21 protein-coding genes are annotated in these 18,135 nt (G+C 66.4%); 6 read left to right on the forward strand and 15 right to left on the reverse strand.

What is annotated here, in order from left to right:
• The 6 genes from ACQ3DC_RS00005 to ACQ3DC_RS00030 form a co-directional block, all read left to right on the forward strand.
• The coding region (locus ACQ3DC_RS00005; RefSeq protein ID WP_430751280.1) for a transketolase-like TK C-terminal-containing protein at positions 1-1,544 on the forward strand (1,544 nt) is incomplete at its 5' end.
• 154 nt (positions 1,545-1,698) lie between these two features.
• The gene (locus ACQ3DC_RS00010; protein WP_157241925.1) at positions 1,699-2,943 is read left to right on the forward strand and encodes a PucR family transcriptional regulator; all 1,245 of its coding nucleotides are present in this window, start codon (positions 1,699-1,701) and stop codon (positions 2,941-2,943) included.
• Between the two features lie 88 nt (positions 2,944-3,031).
• Positions 3,032-3,961: an ACP S-malonyltransferase gene (locus ACQ3DC_RS00015; RefSeq protein WP_370460683.1), complete on the forward strand. Its 930-nt coding sequence runs from the start codon at positions 3,032-3,034 to the stop codon at positions 3,959-3,961.
• Entirely contained in the window at positions 3,958-5,019 is a 1,062-nt protein-coding gene (locus ACQ3DC_RS00020) for a beta-ketoacyl-ACP synthase III (RefSeq protein WP_157241923.1), read from the forward strand. The genes ACQ3DC_RS00015 and ACQ3DC_RS00020 overlap by 4 nt, the downstream gene beginning before the upstream one ends.
• Positions 5,020-5,098: 79 nt before the next feature.
• On the forward strand, positions 5,099-5,344 hold the full coding sequence (locus ACQ3DC_RS00025) for an acyl carrier protein (RefSeq protein ID WP_009359314.1): 246 nt from the start codon (positions 5,099-5,101) through the stop codon (positions 5,342-5,344).
• A 162-nt stretch (positions 5,345-5,506) separates the two neighbouring features.
• Positions 5,507-6,742 carry a beta-ketoacyl-[acyl-carrier-protein] synthase family protein gene (locus ACQ3DC_RS00030; RefSeq protein WP_321213783.1) on the forward strand — a complete coding sequence of 412 codons (1,236 nt, stop codon included), beginning with the start codon at positions 5,507-5,509 and terminating at the stop codon, positions 6,740-6,742.
• Between the two features lie 88 nt (positions 6,743-6,830).
• Here ACQ3DC_RS00030 and ACQ3DC_RS00035 read toward each other — a convergent pair whose 3' ends face one another.
• The 15 genes from ACQ3DC_RS00035 to ACQ3DC_RS00105 all read right to left on the reverse strand — a co-directional run bounded on the left by ACQ3DC_RS00035 (position 6,831) and on the right by ACQ3DC_RS00105 (position 18,039).
• Positions 6,831-7,334, reverse strand: a complete 504-nt coding sequence (locus ACQ3DC_RS00035; RefSeq protein WP_157241921.1) for a DUF3145 domain-containing protein — start codon at positions 7,332-7,334, stop codon at positions 6,831-6,833.
• Between the two features lie 242 nt (positions 7,335-7,576).
• The gene (locus tag ACQ3DC_RS00040; RefSeq protein ID WP_321213784.1) at positions 7,577-8,503 is read right to left on the reverse strand and encodes a tyrosine recombinase XerC; all 927 of its coding nucleotides are present in this window, start codon (positions 8,501-8,503) and stop codon (positions 7,577-7,579) included.
• A gap of 90 nt (positions 8,504-8,593) precedes the next feature.
• On the reverse strand, positions 8,594-9,793 hold the full coding sequence (dprA, locus tag ACQ3DC_RS00045) for a DNA-processing protein DprA (RefSeq protein ID WP_430751281.1): 1,200 nt from the start codon (positions 9,791-9,793) through the stop codon (positions 8,594-8,596).
• On the reverse strand, positions 9,790-11,334 hold the full coding sequence (locus ACQ3DC_RS00050) for a YifB family Mg chelatase-like AAA ATPase (RefSeq protein ID WP_430751282.1): 1,545 nt from the start codon (positions 11,332-11,334) through the stop codon (positions 9,790-9,792). The genes dprA and ACQ3DC_RS00050 overlap by 4 nt, the downstream gene beginning before the upstream one ends.
• Entirely contained in the window at positions 11,335-11,691 is a 357-nt protein-coding gene (locus tag ACQ3DC_RS00055) for a YraN family protein (RefSeq protein ID WP_430751283.1), read from the reverse strand.
• A 138-nt stretch (positions 11,692-11,829) separates the two neighbouring features.
• Entirely contained in the window at positions 11,830-12,156 is a 327-nt protein-coding gene (locus ACQ3DC_RS00060; RefSeq protein ID WP_157241918.1) for a DUF2469 domain-containing protein, read from the reverse strand.
• Between the two features lie 50 nt (positions 12,157-12,206).
• A complete protein-coding gene (locus ACQ3DC_RS00065) occupies positions 12,207-13,007 on the reverse strand; it encodes a ribonuclease HII (RefSeq protein ID WP_157241917.1) in 801 nt (266 codons plus the stop codon).
• A gap of 2 nt (positions 13,008-13,009) precedes the next feature.
• Positions 13,010-13,837 (reverse strand): signal peptidase I, encoded by an 828-nt coding sequence (gene lepB, locus ACQ3DC_RS00070; RefSeq protein ID WP_430751284.1) that lies wholly within the window; start codon positions 13,835-13,837, stop codon positions 13,010-13,012.
• On the reverse strand, positions 13,838-14,515 hold the full coding sequence (gene lepB / locus ACQ3DC_RS00075) for a signal peptidase I (protein WP_430751285.1): 678 nt from the start codon (positions 14,513-14,515) through the stop codon (positions 13,838-13,840).
• Positions 14,516-14,600: 85 nt separating this feature from the next.
• Positions 14,601-14,960 carry a 50S ribosomal protein L19 gene (gene rplS, locus ACQ3DC_RS00080; protein WP_050054723.1) on the reverse strand — a complete coding sequence of 120 codons (360 nt, stop codon included), beginning with the start codon at positions 14,958-14,960 and terminating at the stop codon, positions 14,601-14,603.
• A gap of 270 nt (positions 14,961-15,230) precedes the next feature.
• Entirely contained in the window at positions 15,231-16,055 is an 825-nt protein-coding gene (trmD, locus tag ACQ3DC_RS00085) for a tRNA (guanosine(37)-N1)-methyltransferase TrmD (protein WP_157241914.1), read from the reverse strand.
• A complete protein-coding gene (gene rimM, locus ACQ3DC_RS00090) occupies positions 16,056-16,604 on the reverse strand; it encodes a ribosome maturation factor RimM (RefSeq protein WP_157241913.1) in 549 nt (182 codons plus the stop codon).
• Positions 16,605-16,714: 110 nt separating this feature from the next.
• Positions 16,715-16,957, reverse strand: coding sequence for an RNA-binding protein (locus tag ACQ3DC_RS00095; protein ID WP_018759999.1), 243 nt, complete (start codon positions 16,955-16,957; stop codon positions 16,715-16,717).
• 1 nt (position 16,958) lies between these two features.
• Complete coding sequence (rpsP, locus tag ACQ3DC_RS00100; protein WP_321213791.1) at positions 16,959-17,381, reverse strand: 30S ribosomal protein S16; 423 nt, start codon at positions 17,379-17,381, stop codon at positions 16,959-16,961.
• 217 nt (positions 17,382-17,598) lie between these two features.
• The gene (locus ACQ3DC_RS00105; protein WP_197432591.1) at positions 17,599-18,039 is read right to left on the reverse strand and encodes a hypothetical protein; all 441 of its coding nucleotides are present in this window, start codon (positions 18,037-18,039) and stop codon (positions 17,599-17,601) included.
• Between the last annotated feature and the right edge of the window lie 96 nt (positions 18,040-18,135).

Genomic DNA, 18,135 nt, shown 5'->3' on the forward strand with positions numbered 1-18,135 from the left:
TCCTGGCCAAGACCGTCAAGGGCTACGGCCTCGGACCGCACTTCGAGGGCCGCAACGCGACCCACCAGATGAAGAAACTCACCCTGGATGACCTGAAGAAATTCCGCGACCACCTGCGGATCCCTATCACGGACGAACAGCTCGAAAAAGACCTGTACCAGCCCCCGTACTACCACCCCGGCAACGACGCTCCCGAAATCAAATACATGATGGAGCGCCGCGCAGCCCTGGGCGGGGCCGTCCCGGAACGACGGTCCAAGCACGCCGAGATCACCTTGCCGGACGCGAAGTCCTACGAGGTCGCCAAGCGGGGCTCGGGCAAGCAGCAGGCCGCCACCACCATGGCCTTCGTGCGCCTGCTCAAGGACCTGATGCGGGACAAGAACTTCGGCAAGCACATCGCCCCGATCATCCCCGACGAGGCCCGCACGTTCGGCATGGACGCGTTCTTCCCCACGGCCAAGATCTACAACCCCAAGGGCCAGAACTACCTCTCCGTGGACCGCGACCTCGTCCTGGCGTACAAGGAATCCGCCCAAGGCCAGCTGATCCACCCCGGCATCAACGAAGCCGGCGCCGTCGCAGCCTTCACCGCCGCCGGCACCGCCTACGCCACCCACGGCGTGCCCCTGGTCCCGGTCTACGTGTTCTACTCCATGTTCGGCTTCCAGCGCACCGGCGACGCCTTCTGGGCCGCAGCCGACCAAATGACCCGCGGCTTCATCATCGGCGCCACCGCAGGACGGACCACCCTCACCGGCGAAGGCCTCCAGCACGCCGACGGCCACTCCCCCCTGCTCGCCTCCACCAACCCCGCCGTCGTCACCTACGACCCCGCCTACGGCTACGAAATGGGCCACATCATCCGCGACGGCATCGAACGCATGTACGGGCCGGACTCGGAAGACCGGAACCTGATGTACTACCTCACCGTGTACAACGAGCCGATCACCCAGCCCGCAGAACCCGAGGAACTCGACGTCGAGGGAGTCATCAAGGGCATCTACCTGCTCGCCCCGGCAAAGATCGACGGTCCCCGGACCCAGATCCTCGCCTCGGGCGTGTCGGTGCCATGGGCCATCGAAGCCCAGCGGATCCTTGCAGAAGACTGGTCCGTGTCAGCAGACGTCTGGTCCGTCACGTCCTGGAACGAACTGCGCCGCGACGGCCTCGCCGCCGAAGAGGAAGCCTTCCTCAACCCCGGCGAACCCGCACGCGTCCCCTTCGTCACCCGGCAGCTCGAAGGAGCCACCGGACCCGTCGTCGCCGTGTCCGACTACATGAAAGCCGTCCCGGACCAGATCCGGCAATTCGTGCCCAACGAATTCGCCACCCTCGGCGCGGACGGCTTCGGCTTCTCCGACACCCGCGCCGCCGCCCGCCGCTTCTTCAAGAACGACACCCACTCCATCGTGGTGCGTTCACTGGAGATGCTCGCGCGCCGCGGTGAGGTGGATTCCCAGGCTCCGATCAAGGCGATTGAGAAGTACAGGCTCCACAACGTCAATGCCGGCACCACCGGCAACGCCGGCGGCGAGGCTTAGCACCTCCCCGCAGTAGAACCGCGACGGCGGCTCCCTCCGAAAGGCGGGGGCCGCCGTCGTCCGTTTCGGCAGGAGTGTCCTGTGACGCAGGCCAATGCGCATTGTAGCCTTTGCACAAATGGAGGTTGCGCGGCGGGGCCCGTATGCTCAGAGAATGCCAGCACCTGCCACCCCGTCCGCCAAGCGCAAACCGTCCACGCCCAGGGTCACGCCGGAGAAATCCGAGACGCTGAAGAAACTGCGGGCAAACGTGGGCCAGCTGTCCACCACCACCATGCGCGAGCTGGAAAAGTCGCTGCCTTGGTACAGCCGGCTCAGCTCGGACGAACGCTCGGCCCTGGGCATGGTGGCCCAGAACGGCATCGCCGCTTTTGTCACCTGGTACGAGCGGCCAAGCTCGCCGTCCTGGATCCTCACGGACGTCTTCGGCACCGCGCCCACCGAACTGACCCGGTCCATCAGCCTGCAGAAGGCGCTGCAGCTGATCCGGATCGTCGTCGAGGTGGTGGAGGACCAGGTTCCCGTGATTGCGCCGGAAGCCGACCAGCCATCACTGCGGGAAGCAGTGTTGAGGTACTCGCGGGAAGTCGCTTTCGCTGCCGCCGACGTCTACGCCCGGGCCGCCGAATCCCGCGGTTCCTGGGACACCCGGCTCGAAGCCCTCATCGTGGACGCCATCCTGCGCGGGGAAAACACGGACGCCCTGCGCTCCAGGATCGCGGCACTGGGCTGGAAGGCGCAGGAGCGCTTCACCGTCATGGTGGGCAATTCTCCCTCGGAGCCCAGCGCCAGCTACGTCAGCGAACTGCGCCGGATGGCCGGCCGGTATGCGGAGGACGCCCTGGTGGGCATCCAGGGCGACCGGCTCATCCTGATCCTGGGTGGCGTCCAGGACCGGGAAACCGCGTATGTGAAGCTCAGCGAAATGTTTGCGCCCGGGCCGGTGGTGTACGGCCCGGAGGCCGGTTCCCTGCTGGAAGCCAGCGGATCGGCCCAGTCGGCCTTCGCCGGGCTGACCGCGGCCAGGGCATGGCCCGCCGCGCCGCGTCCGGTGGCCGCCGACGATCTGCTCCCGGAACGAGTTATATCCGGGGACGACGCCGCGCGCCGTTCCCTCGTCAAGAACATCTACCGCCCGTTGCTGGCGGCGTCCAACGGCCTGGTGGAGACCCTGGGAACCTACCTGGAATTGGGCCATTCGCTGGAGGCAACGGCGCGGGAACTCTTCGTCCATGCCAACACCGTCCGGTACCGGCTCAAGCGTGTCTGTGACGTCACAGGCTGGGATCCGCTCCTGCCCAGGGAAGCCTTTGTCCTGCAGGCTGCGCTCGTGGTGGGGCGTCTTTCCGCCCCGCCTAAAGCTGCCGCGGAGCGCCTGCCGTCCCGGAATCAAGCCTAAGGCGTTGTAGACTTCCTACAACCTGACCCCGTGAGCTTGGTGCGGACAAACACCGCTGGAGCACACAGTAATTTGGAAAGCTGGATACGTGCTTGCAATAGTTTGCCCTGGACAGGGCTCACAGACCCCGGGTTTTCTGGCCCCTTGGCTGGAACTGCCCTCGGTGGCAGGCCAACTGGCCTCCTTGAGCGAGATCGCAGGCATTGACCTGATCGCCCACGGGACCACCTCGGATGAGGAAACCATCAAGGACACCGCGGTCGCGCAGCCCCTGATCGTCGCAGCCGGCCTTGTTGCCGCGGGTTCGCTGTTTGATGTTGAGCTCAGTTCCCTTCCGGTTATCCTCGCGGGCCACTCCGTAGGTGAAATCACCGCGTCCGCCCTCGCCGGAGTGCTCACGGAGCAGGAAGCCATGACATTCGTGCGCGAGCGTGCCAACAGCATGGCAGCGGCTGCCTCCGTCACTCCCACGGGCATGAGCGCCGTAGTTGGCGGCGACCCCGCCGAGGTCCTTGCGGCCATCACGGCCGCGGGCGCCACCCCCGCCAACGTCAACGGGGCGGGCCAGACAGTCGCAGCAGGCACTTTTGAACAGCTGAACGCCTTGGCCGCGAACCCGCCCGCGAAGGCCAGGGTCATTCCCCTTAAGGTGGCCGGCGCGTTCCACACCAGCCACATGGCCCCCGCCGTCAGCGCCCTCAAGGCGCTGCAGCCGCAGTTGAAGCCGCAGGCACCGAAGGTGCCGCTGCTGTCCAACTACGACGGCGGCGAAGTCACTGACGGGAGCGCCGCCGTCGACAGCCTTATTGCCCAGGTGTCACGTCCCGTCCGCTGGGACCGCTGCATGGAGGCGATGGTTGCCCGGGGCGTCACCGGCGTCATTGAACTTGCCCCCGCCGGCACCCTGGCCGGCCTCGCCAAGCGGGGCATGCCCGGCGTCAAGACCGTAGCCGTCAAGACCCCCGACGACCTTTCCGCCGCCCTGGCACTCTTCGCAGAACTGGAGGGAGACGCATGAGCGTTCCCACGCTGAAGCAGGCTCCCATCCAGGAGCACACCCGCATCCTTGGACTGGGCGCCTACCGTCCCAGCGTCATCGTCACCAACGAGGATGTCTGCCAGTGGATCGATTCCTCCGACGAGTGGATCCGCCAGCGGACCGGCATCGTGACGCGCCACCGTGCCCCCGCGGACATCAGTGTCATCGACATGGCCGAGGGTGCGGCACGCGAGGCCATGGAAAAGGCCGGCATCGAACCTTCCCAGCTCGGCGCCGTCATTGTGTCCACGGTGACCCACCCGTATGCCACCCCGTCCGCCGCAGCCAGCCTGGCTGACCGCCTCGGGGCGACCCCCGCTCCTGCCTTCGACATTTCGGCCGCCTGCGCAGGATACTGCTACGGCATCGCCCAGGGTGACGCCCTGGTCCGCTCCGGTGCCGCCAAGTACGTCCTGGTGGTCGGCGCCGAAAAGCTGTCCGATGTCATCGACAACAGGGAACGCACCATCTCGTTCCTGCTCGGAGACGGAGCCGGCGCCGTTGTCATCGGCCCCTCCGACACCCCCGGAATCGCCCCCTCTGTCTGGGGATCCGACGGCAGCAAATGGGACGCGATCGGCATGACCCGTTCCATGCTGGATGTCCGCGACCTCGGCATGGCCGCCCGGCAGTCCGATTCCACAGGCGACCTCGCCCTCCTGGAAGAGGCCCAGGAGTTGTACCCCACCCTTCGCCAGGACGGCCAGACCGTTTTCCGCTGGGCCGTCTGGGAAATGGCCAAGGTTGCCCAGCAGGCCCTTGATGCCGCCGGCATCCAGGCGGAGGACCTGGTGGCCTTCATTCCCCATCAGGCGAACATGCGCATCATCGACGAGATGGTGAAGAAGCTGAAGCTGCCGGAGAGCGTTACAGTGGCACGGGACATCGCTGACGCAGGCAACACCTCGGCAGCATCCATCCCGCTCGCCACGCACCGCCTGCTGCAGGAAAATCCGGAGCTAAGCGGCGGACTGGCCCTGCAGATCGGTTTCGGCGCGGGGCTGGTCTTCGGCGCCCAGGTAATTGTCCTTCCCTAGGAACGCCCCAACGGGCCGCATCCGCGGCCCGGACCATTTCCGGCAGCACCTGCCGGCAATACAAGAAAAGGAGCCATCAATGGCTAGCAACGAAGAGATCCTGGCCGGCTTGGCTGAAATCGTCAACGAGGAAACCGGCCTGGCCCCCGAGGCCGTGGAGCTGGACAAGTCCTTCACCGAGGACCTGGACATCGACTCCATCTCCATGATGACCATCGTGGTCAACGCCGAGGAAAAGTTTGGCGTCCGCATCCCCGACGAAGAGGTCAAGAACCTCAAGACCGTCGGCGACGCCGTCAGCTTCATTGCCGGAGCGCAGGCCTAGCCAAGGCTTCCGCCGTTACGGCATGGCAGGGCTGCCGGTCCGGATGACCGGACCGGCAGCCCGCCGCATTTTTCCGGCACCTTCCGCCCGTTGGAACGGTGCCGATCATCAAAACGCGGGACCTCCGGAAGACGGATTCCCCACCGACGAAAGAGTGATCCCATGACACGCAAAGTAGTCATTACCGGTCTGGGTGCCACCACGCCCATTGGCGGCGATGTACCCACGATGTGGAACAACGCGCTCAAGGGGGTCTCCGGTGCCCGCACCCTGGAGGACGACTGGGTGGCCAAGTACGAGCTGCCTGTCCATTTCGCTGCGCGCTGCAGCACCCCGGCCTTGGACGTGCTCAGCCGCGTCGAAGCCAAGCGCATGGACCCCTCCACCCAGTTCGGCGTCATTGCGGCCCGTGAGGCCTGGGCCGATTCCGGCATCACCGAGTTCGACAAGGACCGCCTCGCTGTTGCCTTCGCCACCGGCATCGGCGGTGTCTGGACACTGCTGGACGCCTGGGACACGCTCAAGGAGAAGGGCCCCCGCCGTGTGCTGCCCATGACCGTTCCCATGCTGATGCCCAACGGTGTCGCCGCTGCGGTCAGTCTGGACCTCGGTGCCCGCGCCGGCGCCCACACCCCTGTTTCGGCCTGTGCCTCGGGTACCGAGGCGCTGCACCTGGGCCTGGATTTGATCCGCTCGGGCAAGGCGGATGTGGTCATGTGCGGCGGCGCCGAGGCTGCCATCCACCCGATGCCCCTGGCGGCATTTGCATCCATGCAGGCACTTTCCCGCCGGAATGACGATCCCCAGGGGGCATCCCGCCCCTACGACACCGGACGTGACGGGTTTGTCATGGGCGAGGGTGCCGGCGCACTGGTCCTTGAAGCTGAGGAACACGCACTGGCGCGCGGTGCGCGCATCTATGGCGAACTGGCCGGAACGTCGGTCACTGCCGACGCGTACCACATCACCGCTCCCGACCCCCAGGGCCTGGGCGCCACGCGTGCGCTGAAGGCCGCCATGTTCGACGGCAGGATCCAGCCCGAGGATGTGGTGCACGTCAACGCGCACGCCACGTCGACGCCGGTGGGCGACAAGCCTGAATACACCGCCCTCCGCGCCGCCCTCGGATCCCATGTGGACAATGTGGCCGTCTCCGCCACGAAGTCCCAGATGGGGCACCTCCTGGGCGCCTCCGGCGCCGTCGAGGCCGTACTCACGGTGCTTGCCGTGTACGACCGGAAGGCACCCGTGACCATCAACCTGGAAAACCAGGACCCGGAAATCCCGCTCGACGTCGTCACCTCCGCCCGGGACCTGCCCGCCGGCAGCATCGTCGCGCTGAGCAACTCGTTCGGCTTTGGCGGCCACAACGCCGTGATTGCCGTCCGCAGCGTCTAACGCCCCGGATTTGATCCGTTTACGAGAGGAGGCCCCGCCGGTTGGCGGGGCCTCCTCTTTGCTATGGAAAACGTCAGCTCGACGGCGGTCAGCCCACCTGGTGGAGCCAGCGCACGGGAGCGCCTTCAGCAGCGTGCCGGAACGGTTCGAGTTCTTCGTCCCAGGCTTCGCCCAGGGCGAGGGAGAGTTCGTGGTAGACGGCGGCGGGGTCACCGGCGCCCGACTCGTAGGCGTAACGGATCCTGTCCTCGGACACCATGATGTTGCCGTGGACGTCGGTGACGGCGTGGAAGATCCCAAGCTCAGGGGTGTGCGACCACCGCCCGCCGTCAACGCCCTGGCTTGGCTCCTCCGTGACCTCATACCGAAGGTGCGCCCACCCGCGCAGGGACGACGCAAGCTTGGATCCTGTCCCGGGGGCGCCGGTCCATGACAGCTCTGCCCGGAACATTCCGGGCGCGGCAGGCTGAGGGGTCCACTCAAGATCCGTCCGCTTGTCCACGACGGATCCGATGGCCCACTCAACATGAGGGCACAGGGCCGTAGGGGCCGAGTGAACGAACAGCACACCGCGGGTCATTGCATCAGACATTCCATCCTCCATAGCTCTAGGTACGTCTTCCCCAACGACCTCTGCCTGGATGGAACTGCTGGTGCCTGCACTGCGGCGGCGTTCCTGCCTGCCTATTCAGATGTATCAGATAAAGCTGTGTCCGGACTTGCTGTGACGCGAAAAGCCGCAAGCTTCACGCAGGACTTGAAAGTTACCGGACGTGACTCTCATTGTGCCGTACCCCACGAAATTACGCCAGTGCGATTCATGGCGGTGCTGGCTTACGCCCTCGGGTGGGCCTGCTGGTAGCTCTGCCGGAGCCGGTCCACCGAGACATGGGTGTAGATCTGGGTGGTGGCCAGGCTGCTGTGGCCAAGGATTTCCTGTACGGCGCGGAGATCGGCCCCTCCGTCCAGCAGATGCGTGGCCGCCGAATGCCGCAGGGCATGCGGCCCCGATGCCGAGGTATCGCCAAGCCCTGCGAAGAGGTCGTGGACCATCGCGCGGACCTGGCGCTGGTCCACCCGGCCGCCGCGGGCGCCCAGGAAGAGCGCCCGCCCGCTGCTGCCCTTGGCGAGCAGGGGCCTGCCCCGCCGCAGCCAGTCGTCCACGGCCAGGGCAGCGGGAACACCGTAGGGCACCGTGCGTTCCTTGTTGCCCTTGCCGATGACGCGCAGGGTGCGGCGGTCGGGGTCCAAATCATCGATGTCCAGCCCTGCCAGTTCGCCCACACGGACACCGGTGGCGTAGAGCAGTTCCACGATGGCACGGTTCCGCAGGGAAAGCGGCGCGCCCTCGGCCGCCGCATCGTCCAGGGTGGCCAGCAGCCGGGTCACCTGTGCGGCCTGCAGGACGCCGGGCAAAGCTTGCTCCCGCTTGGGGGCCGTGAGACGCAGTGCGGGATCCGCAACGATGAGCTCCTCCGCCAGCGCCCAGGCCGTGAAGACCCTTACGGAGGCGGACCGACGGGCGAGGGTTGCCCGTGCGGCGCCGGCCTGGCTCTGGTCCCCCAGCCAGCGCCGGAACGTTCCAAGCTCCAGGTCCCCAAGGCGGATGGCGCCTTCAGCCGAGGCATGGGACAGGAGGCTCCGGACGTCGCCCAGGTACCCTCGGAGCGTGTGTGGAGAAACGGCGCGCTCGGCGGACAGGTACCGCGCGAAGGCCTCAAGCGCCGCGCGAAGCTCCGCGGGCAGTTCCTCATTTTCCACCCCCCTACTGTCTCAGTTCCAGCGCCGAAAGGAGCGCTGACACGCACCTCCCGTCCCGGCCCGTACGCCCACAACGGCGGATCAGGCGCATCAGCTGGTTGCCTTTCCGCGTTTCCAGCCGCCCCGCTCCGAGACGGCCAGCCCCAGCAATCCCAACCGGCCCAAGCCGGCCCGGACGGATTCCTGGCCCAGGCCCGCGACCGTGGAGAGCTTTTCGACGGACGTGGTGGAGCGCAGCGGCAGGGCGTCCAGAAGAATCAGATCCTCCAGGGTCAGTCCGTCCTGAACGGCGGCCTGGCCTTGGCGCGCGTCAGGGAGGGCAGAACCGCTGGGTCCCGCCAGTTCGGCAACCTCGGCGGCGTCCGTCACGCAAACGGCCCCGCCATCCCGAAGAAGACGGTGGCAGCCGGCCGAGTTGGCGCTGTGCACGGATCCGGGAACAGCACCGACAGCACGGCCGAGGGTCTCGGCGTGGTGGGCGGTGTTCAGTGCCCCGGACCGCCACCTTGCCTCGACAACGACGGTAACGGCTGACAGCGCGGCAATAATGCGGTTGCGCTGGAGGAACCTGTAGCGGGTGGGGGCGGACCCCGGGGGAACCTCGGCGAGGACTGCGCCCTGGTTGCACACGGCCCGCAGGAGGTCCTCGTTTCCCGAGGGGTAGAAACGGTCCACTCCCCCGGCCATCACCGCAATGGTCGGCAGGGAATCCGACGCACCGGCAAGGGCTGCCCGGTGGGCATGCGCGTCTATGCCGTAGGCGCCGCCGGACACCACGGTGAATCCGCGCTGGGCCAGGGAGTAGGCCATATCGCCCGTGACCGATGCTCCATAGCTCGTGCTGTCCCTGGACCCCACAATGGCAACGGCTGTGGCCGCATCGGGAAGCCTCTGTTCCTGGCCCCGCCACCAGAGGCAGATAGGCTCCTGGATTCCGAGGTCTGCCAGCTGGGCAGGCCATAACCCGTCCGACGGAATGATCAGGCGCCCGCCGAGCCGTGCCATGGTTTCAAGGTCGCGTTCGGGAGCGAGATCGGGGACGCGGGGCTTCCAGCGTTTGAGGGCGTTGGCCATCCCGGCCCAGACCGCGGCCGAACCGCCGTCCGTGAGGAGTGCGGTAATCTCCCGCTCCATATCCGGCCCTGCCGCCACGTCGCCGGTAGCGATCCGCAGTGCGTCCACCGCCCCGGCCACCTGCACAAGGGCCAGACCTGCCGCGTCCTGCGGCTCCATCAATCGCGAGAGGGCGGCACGGGAACGCCGTTCGATGTCCCTGGCTACTTGAGTCATGCCGCGGCCGCCGCTGCCTGCCGAAGGCCCAGGGCCTGCCCGATGTCGTTGGTGTCCGGCTGTTCCCGGTGCCCGAGGTCTGCCAGGGTCCAGGCCAGCCGGAGCACCCGGTCGTAGCCGCGGGCCGTGAGGACGCCCCGTTCCAGCGAATGGTCCAGGATGCGGGTCACGGCCGCCGGCAGCCTAAGCTCACCCCGCAGGATGCGGCCCGGGACCTGTGCATTGGTCTCCAGCCCGTAGCGTGCCAGCCGCTCGAGCTGCCGCCCCCGTGCGCCGCGCACCCGGCACGCCACGGTGGCGGTATCTTCCTCCGCTCCGGCTTGTCCGAAGTCGGCCAGGGAGACCCGTTCCACCTGCAGCTGGATGTCCACGCGGTCCAGGAGCGGCCCGGACATCCTGGCGAGATACCGCCGACGCATCATGGGTGTGCAGGTGCACTCGAGTCCCTTTCCGGAAGCTTTGCCGCAGGGGCAGGGATTTGCCGCGAGGACGAGCTGGAAGCGGGCGGGATAGGCGGCGGTTCCGGCTGACCGGTGGATCACCAGCTCGCCGCTTTCCAGCGGTTGGCGCAGCGCGTCCAGCACCCGGCGCTCGTACTCCGGGGCCTCGTCAAGGAACAGGACGCCCCGATGTGCCCGGGAGGCCGCCCCCGGCCGGGGAAGCCCGGAGCCGCCGCCGATGATGGCAGCCGCGGTTGCCGAGTGGTGCGGGCTTTCGAACGGCGGCCGCCGGAGCAGCTGGACTGAGGAGGAAGGCAGCCCGCACAGCGAATGGATGGCTGTAACCTCCATGGACTCATGGTCGCCAAGATCGGGCAGGAGCCCGGGCAGGCGTTCCGCCAGCATGGTTTTTCCGGCGCCCGGCGGACCCGTCAGGAGGAGATGGTGCGCCCCGGCGGCCGCCACCTCCAGCGCACGCCGTGCATCGCCTTGGCCCGAGACATCGGCCATATCGGGGTACACCCCCGATTCGCCGGCTGCCTCGTCGGCACTGTCCGCGTCCTCGGGTTCGAAATCCAGCGCGAGCTCCTGGGGGTCTGCACCGAAGTCCAGTGCCAGCCTGGCCAGCGTGCTGTACCCCCGCACCTTGGCATCGGGGACCAGGGCCGCCTCCGCGAAGTTCGCCTGTGCCACGACGATGTCCGGATACCCGGCCTGCACCGAGGCCATCACGGCCGGCAGGATGCCCCTGACCGGGCGCAGCCTGCCGTCGAGCCCAAGCTCCGCGATGAACACGGTCCGCCCCGTGGGTTTGATGTCATTGGCGGCGCGGAGCACTGCCATGGTGACGGCAAGATCGAATCCCGAACCGCGTTTGGGCAACGAGGCGGGGATAAGGTTGGCGGTGATTTTCCTCCGGCTCAGGGGAATCCCGGAGTTCTTCGCGGCGGACCGGATGCGCTCCTTCGCCTCGTTGAGGGAAGCGTCGGGGAGGCCGAGGAGGACGAACGCCGGGAGGGTCTGGCCGATGTCGGCCTCAACCTCCACCATGTACCCGTTCAGCCCCACCAGGGCAATGGAGTAGGTGCGGCCCAGTGGCACTTATCCCACCCCCTTGAGGTGTTCCACCAGGGGTGTCCCGCCGCCGCCGTCTATCACCGCGATGACGTCAACACGCCGCAGCGGCATCCGCAGCTCCCGGTCCCTGCACCACGCAGCCCCAAGCCGGTGGAGCCGCGCAAGTTTTTCCGGGCCCACGGCTTCGAAGGGATGGCCGTAGTTCAAAGTGCGGCGGGTCTTTACTTCGGCGATGACCAGGGCGTCGCCGTCGAGGGCAACTATGTCTATTTCGCCTTCGGTGCAGCGCCAGTTACGCTCAACCACCAGCATGCCCAGGGTTTCAAGATAGCCGGCGGCGAGGTCCTCGCCGTGCCGGCCCAACAGGTCTTTCGATTTCATTTCTACCTCCGCAACCAGCCTGTGGTGGCTGGAGCACGGAGGACAGGACGATGACCGCCTATGTGGATTAAATCCGGTCAGGTGCCCCTGTGCAGGAGGAGTCCGCTTTGCAGGGAGGGTCCGGCCGGCGGAACGGAGCTAGTTGCCCAGGTCGACGTCCTTGGGAAGGGAAAGTTCCTCGTTGCGGGGCAGCTCTTCGACGTTGACGTCCTTGAACGTGAGGACCCTGACGCTCTTGACGAACCTGGCCGAGCGGTAGACGTCCCACACCCACGCGTCCTGCAGGGTGAGGTCGAAGTAGACTTCGCCGTCGGCGCTGCGCGCCTGCAGGTCGACATGGTTGGCCAGGTAGAAGCGGCGTTCGGTTTCGACAACATAGCTGAACAATCCGACCACGTCCCGGTATTCACGGTAGAGCTGGAGCTCCATGTCGGTTTCGTAGTTTTCAAGATCCTCAGCACTCATGCTTCCATCTTGCACCATCGGCGGGGCAGCCGCTGCCCGCGCCGGAGCACTCAGGCGTCGACGGCGGGATCCTCGCCATCCGGATCTTCACCGTCCGGATCCTGCCCGTCCGGCAGCCCGCCGTCGAGCAGGTCTCCGCCAAGCAGGCGCCAGCTGACCCGGTGGTAGGGCGTCGGCCCGGCAGCGCGGAGGACGTCGCGGTGCAGGGCCGTGGCGTAGCCCTTGTTGATGTCCCAGCCAAAGTCGGGGAACTCGACGTGCAGTTCCCGCATCATCCTGTCCCGTTCAACTTTGGCGATGACGCTTGCCGCAGCGACGCTCAAGCACTGCATGTCAGCTTTGATCTTGGTATGCACGGGGGCGTCACAGCTGGCCTCGACAACGGGTTCGTCGAACAATGACAGCTGCTCCGCGGGGGAAAGCCAGTTGTGGCTGCCGTCCAGGAGCACCGCCTCCGGACGGATGCCTGCCTCAAGAACCTCCCGCCAGGCCCGTGTTCCGGCGAGGCGCAGCGCGGCAATGATGCCGATGGAGTCAATTTCCTGGGCGGAGGCATGGCCCACTGCCGAAGCCACGCTCCAACGGCGCACCAGCGGTTCGAGCCGCTCCCGTTCGGCGGGGCTCAGGAGCTTGCTGTCCCGCACGCCGGCCAGCGGCTTCTGGCGTTCCAGGTCCACCACGGCAATGCCCACGCTGACCGGGCCGGCGAGCGCGCCCCGCCCCACCTCGTCCACCCCTGCGAGGTACCGTATCCCCTGTGCCTTGAAGGTCCGCTCGTGCCTCAACGTAGGGGCCTTTGCGCGCGCGGGCGGCCTGGCGGGACCCGTCCCGGGCTTGATTGCCGTGGACATGGTCAGGGCGCCGCCGTCACGTTCCGGAACACGTCCGGGTAATTGCCAAGGGTGGTGATGCGGTTCAGCGGCCAGGCAATGACCGCCGCCTTGCCTTCGAGGTCGTCGAGGTCGATGAACCCGCCGTCGGAATCCATGTGGGCACGGGAGTCGGCGGAGTGGTTCCGGTTATCGCCCATCACCCACACCTTCCCTTCAGGGACAACTACATCGAAGGTGCGGATCTGCGGAACCTCGGCGGGGTTGACGTAGCTTTCGTTGATTGCCGTCCCGTTAATGGTCAGTTTACCGCCGGCATCGCAGCAGACCACATGGTCCCCCGGCAGTCCGATGACCCTTTTGACCAGGTGCTGTTCAGAGTTGTCCGGCAGCAGGCCGACGAAGGTCAGGCCGTCCTGGATCCAGGTGAAGGGCCCCTGCTCCTTTTCCGGCGCGGCAGGCAGCCAGCCCTTGGTGTCCCGGAAAACCACCACGTCGCCGCGGCTAAGCGAGAACGGTTCAGGCACCAGGAGGTTGACGAAAATCCGGTCGTCGACGTCCAGCGTATTGACCATGGACTCGGACGGGATAAAGAACGCCCGGAACAGGAACGTCTTGATGAGGAAGGACAGCACGACGGCGATCACCACCACAGTGGCGATTTCCTTCAGCCAGGCAAGGACCGGGCTGCCAGCGGATTTCCCGGCTGCCTTGGCGGCAGAGCGGCTGTCCGCGGCCGCGGGGGCAGGCGCCTCGGGATCCCGGGCGGCCGTCACCGGAACCGCATCGGCGGGTGTGCCCGAAGCCCCGTCCTGACGTGGTTCAGGAATCCGCGCGTGGTTCTCGGGCATCTACTGTCCGTTCTCTGTTGTTGGTCCTGCCGCAGGCGGACGTGGTACTGAAGCAAATCTATCAAGGGGCCAGATGATCTGGACCGGCCTGCCGATAACCCTGTCCAGCGGGACCATGCCGCCGCCGGGGGCACCGAGCAGGCTTCTGGAATCGGCGGACAGCGACCGGTGATCACCCATCAGCCAGAGGCGCCCCTCCGGGACCACGACGCTGAACTTCTGGGTGCTGGGGGCGTCACCGCTGAAAATGTACGGCTCCTCCAAGGGCTCGCCGTTCACCGTCACGTTGCCGCCGGCGTCGCAGCAGGCTACCGAATCGCCCGGCATGCCGATGACCCTTTTGACGTAGGTTGTGTCGCTGCCGGTAAGGCCGGCCCATTGGGTAATGGCGGCCGCCGCATCCATGAAGGGGCCGTTGCCGCTCTTGAGCGGGGCGAAGGTACCCCGGCCGTCAAAGACGACGATATCCCCGTGCCGGACCGGTTCGTCCCGGAAGTCGGTCCGGGAAACCAGGATGCGGTCCCCGCCTTCCAGCCCGGGCTCCATGGAGGCAGACGGGATGAAATAGACATCGAGCCACAATGAGCGGACCAGCCCGCTGACGGCAACGGCCAGGAAGACGGCGAGGAACGCAAAACGCCAGCCCGTTTTTCGGGGCTGGCGTTTTGTCTGGTCCATGGTCCGTATCCTGGGCGCTGGTGCTGGATGGCTCCGGCGCTGGCCGGATACGGCTGCGGCCCAGCCTCTGTAGGTCCGAAGGGACTTACTTGGCGGTGCTGAAGTCGCGCTTTTCCTTGATCTTCGCAGCCTTACCGCGCAGTGCACGCATGTAGTAAAGCTTCGCGCGGCGGACGTCACCCTTGGTAACGACCTCGATCTTTTCGATGATCGGGGAGTGAACCGGGAAGGTACGCTCCACGCCGACACCGAAGGACACCTTGCGGACGGTGAAGGTTTCGCGGACGCCTTCGCCCTGGCGGCCCAGGACGAAGCCCTGGAATACCTGGACACGGGTGTTCTTGCCTTCGATGATGTTCACGTGAACCTTGAGGGTGTCACCGGCGCGGAACGCGGGAACATCGGTACGCAGCGAGGCTGCATCGACGGAATCGAGAATATGCATAATGTGCACTCCTGGTGAACGCCACAGGTCATTCACTTTGGGTCACGGCAGGCAAGCCCGGACGCTGGTGGCGTACCCGGAAATTGCTGCCGAAAGTTAAGTGGTCCGGCCGCTTCACTGGTTGACGGGGCCGGTTGTCTTGGCTGTTGGTTGCGCTCCCCCTGTGGCAGGTGCGGACCCAGCAGACACAAGGACTAATTTTGCCACATTGCGGAGGCTACAGCCAATCCCCGGGGCCACCGCCGAAAAATGGCTGCCCCGCCGCCCGCCCTAGGACCTGGATGAGTCCGCCTGGGCGCCTTCAGCACCGGGGCGGCGGCGCAGGCGCCCGTCGACGACGTCGTACCCCAGCTCCTGCAGTTCGGCGCGGTCCGCGCGCGGCAGCTTTCCGGCGTCGAACGTTTCAAGGAGGTCCGGCCGGCGCTCCGCCGTCCGGCGGAACTGTTCGTGCCGGCGCCACTGCGCGATCTTGCCGTGGTTGCCGCTCAACAGGACGGCCGGCACTTCACGGTCACGCCACACGGACGGTTTCGTATAGACGGGATACTCCAGGAGCCCGTCGGAGTGGGATTCCTCCACAAGGGACTCGGGATTGCCCACCACGCCCGGCAGGAGGCGGCCGATGGCCTCCACCATGGCCAGGACTGCCACCTCGCCGCCGTTCAGGACGTAGTCCCCCAGGCTGACGGGACGGACGTCGAAATGCTCCCTGGACCACTCGATGACGCGTTCGTCAATGCCCTCGTAGCGTCCGCAGGCGAACGCCAGGTGCTCCTGTTCCGCCAGTTCATAGGCCAGCGCCTGGGTGAAGCGCTCCCCGGCGGGCGAGGGAACTATCAATACCGGCCGGGCCGCCCCTTCCGGGCGGTCTTCGGCAATCGAGGCCAGGGCCTGCGCCCACGGTTCGGGCTTCATGACCATGCCGGCGCCACCGCCGTAGGGGGTGTCATCCACCGTCCGGTGCCGGTCCGTGGTGAAGGAGCGGAGATCGTGGACACGCAGGTCCAGGATCCCGTCCTGCCTGGCTTTGCCGATCAGCGACAGTTCCAGCGGTGCCAGGTACTCCGGGAAGATGCTGACGACGTCGATCCGCATCTACGCTTTGCCTTCCGGCTCCGAAGGGGCTGCTTCGGCCTCCGCGTTCAGCTCGAAAAGACCCTCCGGCGGCGTCAGGAGGATGTAGCCCTCCTCGATATTGACTTCCGGAACAATCTGTTCGACGAACGGAACCAGGATCTCGCCGCCTTCCGGAGTGGTGACCATCAGCAGGTCCTGCGCGGTACCGGTGTTGAGGGCGGCAACCTTGCCCACAACGGTTGAGCCCACCCGGGCCTCCAGGCCGACGAGCTCGTGCTCGTACCAGCCCTCGTCGTCGTCCTCCTCCAGCTCCTCGGTTTCGATGAAGAGTTTGGCACCGCGGAGGGTTTCCGCTTCGTTGCGGGTTTCGATCCCGTCGAAGCCCAGCAGCAGGATGTCTTTGTTCCAGCGGGCACTGTTCACGGTGAGCGGGCCCACGGCCGCCGGTTCAACCGTGAACTCGGCGCCCGGGACAAACCGGTCCCCAGGGGCATCGGTCAGGACCTGGACCGTTACTTCCCCGCGGATGCCATGGGGTTTGCCGATTCGTGCCACCTGAAGCTGCATGTGTTCCTCTGTTCGGGTTGTGGTTAATCCACGGTGTTCTGGTGAAAGCACTCCGGCCCCTCCACCGCGTTGGTGGAGGGGCCGGAGCTAAAACTGATATTGCCGAGCGCTCAGCGGCGGCGGTCGGTGTCGACGACGTCGACCCGCACCGGCTCCCCGCCGGCCAGGGCTGCCACCACGGTGCGCAGTGCACGCGCCGTGCGGCCCTGGCGGCCAATCACCCGTCCGAGGTCGTCCTGGTGAACACGCACTTCGAGGGTGTCCCCGCGGCGGTTGTTCTTGGAGCTGACCTTGACGTCATCCGGGGAATCAACGATTCCGCGGACCAGGTGTTCCAGCGCTTCTGCCAGCAATCTACTCAGCCTCGGTGGTCTCTGCTTCGGCCTCGGCGGGTGCTTCGGCTGCATCAGACTTGGATGCCTTCTTGGTGATGGCTTCCGGGATGATCACGGAACCCTTTTCCGGGGCAACGAAGGCAGCCTTCTCAGACTTGGTCTTCAGGGTGCCTTCCTGGCCCGGCAGGCCCTTGAACTTCTGCCAGTCACCGGTGATCTTGAGGATCGCGGCGACCTGCTCGGACGGCTGGGCGCCGACGGACAGCCAGTACTGCGCACGCTCGGAGTTGACCTCGATGAATGAGGGCTCTTCGGTGGGGTGGTACTTGCCGATTTCTTCGATGGCACGGCCGTCACGCTTGGTGCGTGAGTCCGCGACGACGATGCGGTAGTACGGTGCGCGCATCTTGCCAAAGCGCTTAAGGCGAATCTTTACGGCCACTGTTGTGGTCACTCCTGTTTCAGAAAAGGGGGTGAACCCGGCTTTCTGCACCCGTGGGGCGGGCCATACTTGCGGGCTCGAAGGACAGGATCCTGACGCGGAGAGAGGGGCCACGCAGATCGAGTACCTGTTTATTGTGCCAGATCAGCGTTCGGATTTCGACTTGACACGTCCTGGCGCGGCCCCGCCCCGCCCGGACAGACGGGGCAGGAACGGCTCAGGCGGACCAGACGTAGAGGCCGGTGCGTTCCGAGTCGGCGATTCCGCTGGCCATTTCAGCGAGCTGCCGCACGTAGGTGCGCGCCTGGGCGGCATCGAAGGGCATGTCATCCTGCGCCGCCCACTGCTCAGCGACGTCGTCGAGGACGTCGCCCTCCCCTTCGGTTTCATAGGAGAGCAGGTCGGCCAGGGCACGCACCATCGCGGGCGGAACCGCAAGGAGCGAATCGCTCGCCACGTCCACCATGGTCAGCTCATAGTCTGCCCCGCCGGCATGGACGGCAGTGCCGGCCAGGTCGCCCAGTTGCTCCACTTCAAAGTCGCTGATTCCCGGGATCCGGACCGCGTCGCCGGCAGGGGCGCTGCCGCCCTTGTCCAGGATGCCGCCGCGCTTCAGTGCGGCGTCGTGGGTGGCAACAAAGATTTCGGTGAAGCCCATGGGAAGTGCCCTCATTCCGTTGACGGTGCGGCCCGCCGGGATGCAGCGCGCGCTGCCCGGCAGTTCGGTTTCAGCCTAGTACAGGTACCGCCGGGC

Origin of the sequence: Paenarthrobacter sp. NEAU-H11 (assembly GCF_050573415.1) — a bacterium.
In the GTDB taxonomy this organism is placed as follows: Bacteria; Actinomycetota; Actinomycetes; order Actinomycetales; family Micrococcaceae; genus Arthrobacter.

What these genes read in the sequence shown, in the direction of transcription:
- ACQ3DC_RS00025 (WP_009359314.1), top strand. Translation starts at nt 5,099, where the DNA reads ATGGCTAGCAACGAAGAGATCCTGGCCGGCTTGGCTGAAATCGTCAAC.
- lepB (WP_430751284.1), bottom strand. Translation starts at nt 13,837, where the DNA reads ATGCCCGAGAACCACGCGCGGATTCCTGAACCACGTCAGGACGGGGCT.
- ACQ3DC_RS00030 (WP_321213783.1), top strand. Translation starts at nt 5,507, where the DNA reads ATGACACGCAAAGTAGTCATTACCGGTCTGGGTGCCACCACGCCCATT.
- ACQ3DC_RS00020 (WP_157241923.1), top strand. Translation starts at nt 3,958, where the DNA reads ATGAGCGTTCCCACGCTGAAGCAGGCTCCCATCCAGGAGCACACCCGC.
- trmD (WP_157241914.1), bottom strand. Translation starts at nt 16,055, where the DNA reads ATGCGGATCGACGTCGTCAGCATCTTCCCGGAGTACCTGGCACCGCTG.
- ACQ3DC_RS00060 (WP_157241918.1), bottom strand. Translation starts at nt 12,156, where the DNA reads ATGAGTGCTGAGGATCTTGAAAACTACGAAACCGACATGGAGCTCCAG.
- ACQ3DC_RS00065 (WP_157241917.1), bottom strand. Translation starts at nt 13,007, where the DNA reads ATGTCCACGGCAATCAAGCCCGGGACGGGTCCCGCCAGGCCGCCCGCG.
- dprA (WP_430751281.1), bottom strand. Translation starts at nt 9,793, where the DNA reads ATGACTCAAGTAGCCAGGGACATCGAACGGCGTTCCCGTGCCGCCCTC.
- ACQ3DC_RS00105 (WP_197432591.1), bottom strand. Translation starts at nt 18,039, where the DNA reads ATGGGCTTCACCGAAATCTTTGTTGCCACCCACGACGCCGCACTGAAG.
- lepB (WP_430751285.1), bottom strand. Translation starts at nt 14,515, where the DNA reads ATGGACCAGACAAAACGCCAGCCCCGAAAAACGGGCTGGCGTTTTGCG.
- ACQ3DC_RS00035 (WP_157241921.1), bottom strand. Translation starts at nt 7,334, where the DNA reads ATGTCTGATGCAATGACCCGCGGTGTGCTGTTCGTTCACTCGGCCCCT.
- rimM (WP_157241913.1), bottom strand. Translation starts at nt 16,604, where the DNA reads ATGCAGCTTCAGGTGGCACGAATCGGCAAACCCCATGGCATCCGCGGG.
- ACQ3DC_RS00055 (WP_430751283.1), bottom strand. Translation starts at nt 11,691, where the DNA reads ATGAAATCGAAAGACCTGTTGGGCCGGCACGGCGAGGACCTCGCCGCC.
- rplS (WP_050054723.1), bottom strand. Translation starts at nt 14,960, where the DNA reads ATGCATATTCTCGATTCCGTCGATGCAGCCTCGCTGCGTACCGATGTT.
- ACQ3DC_RS00010 (WP_157241925.1), top strand. Translation starts at nt 1,699, where the DNA reads ATGCCAGCACCTGCCACCCCGTCCGCCAAGCGCAAACCGTCCACGCCC.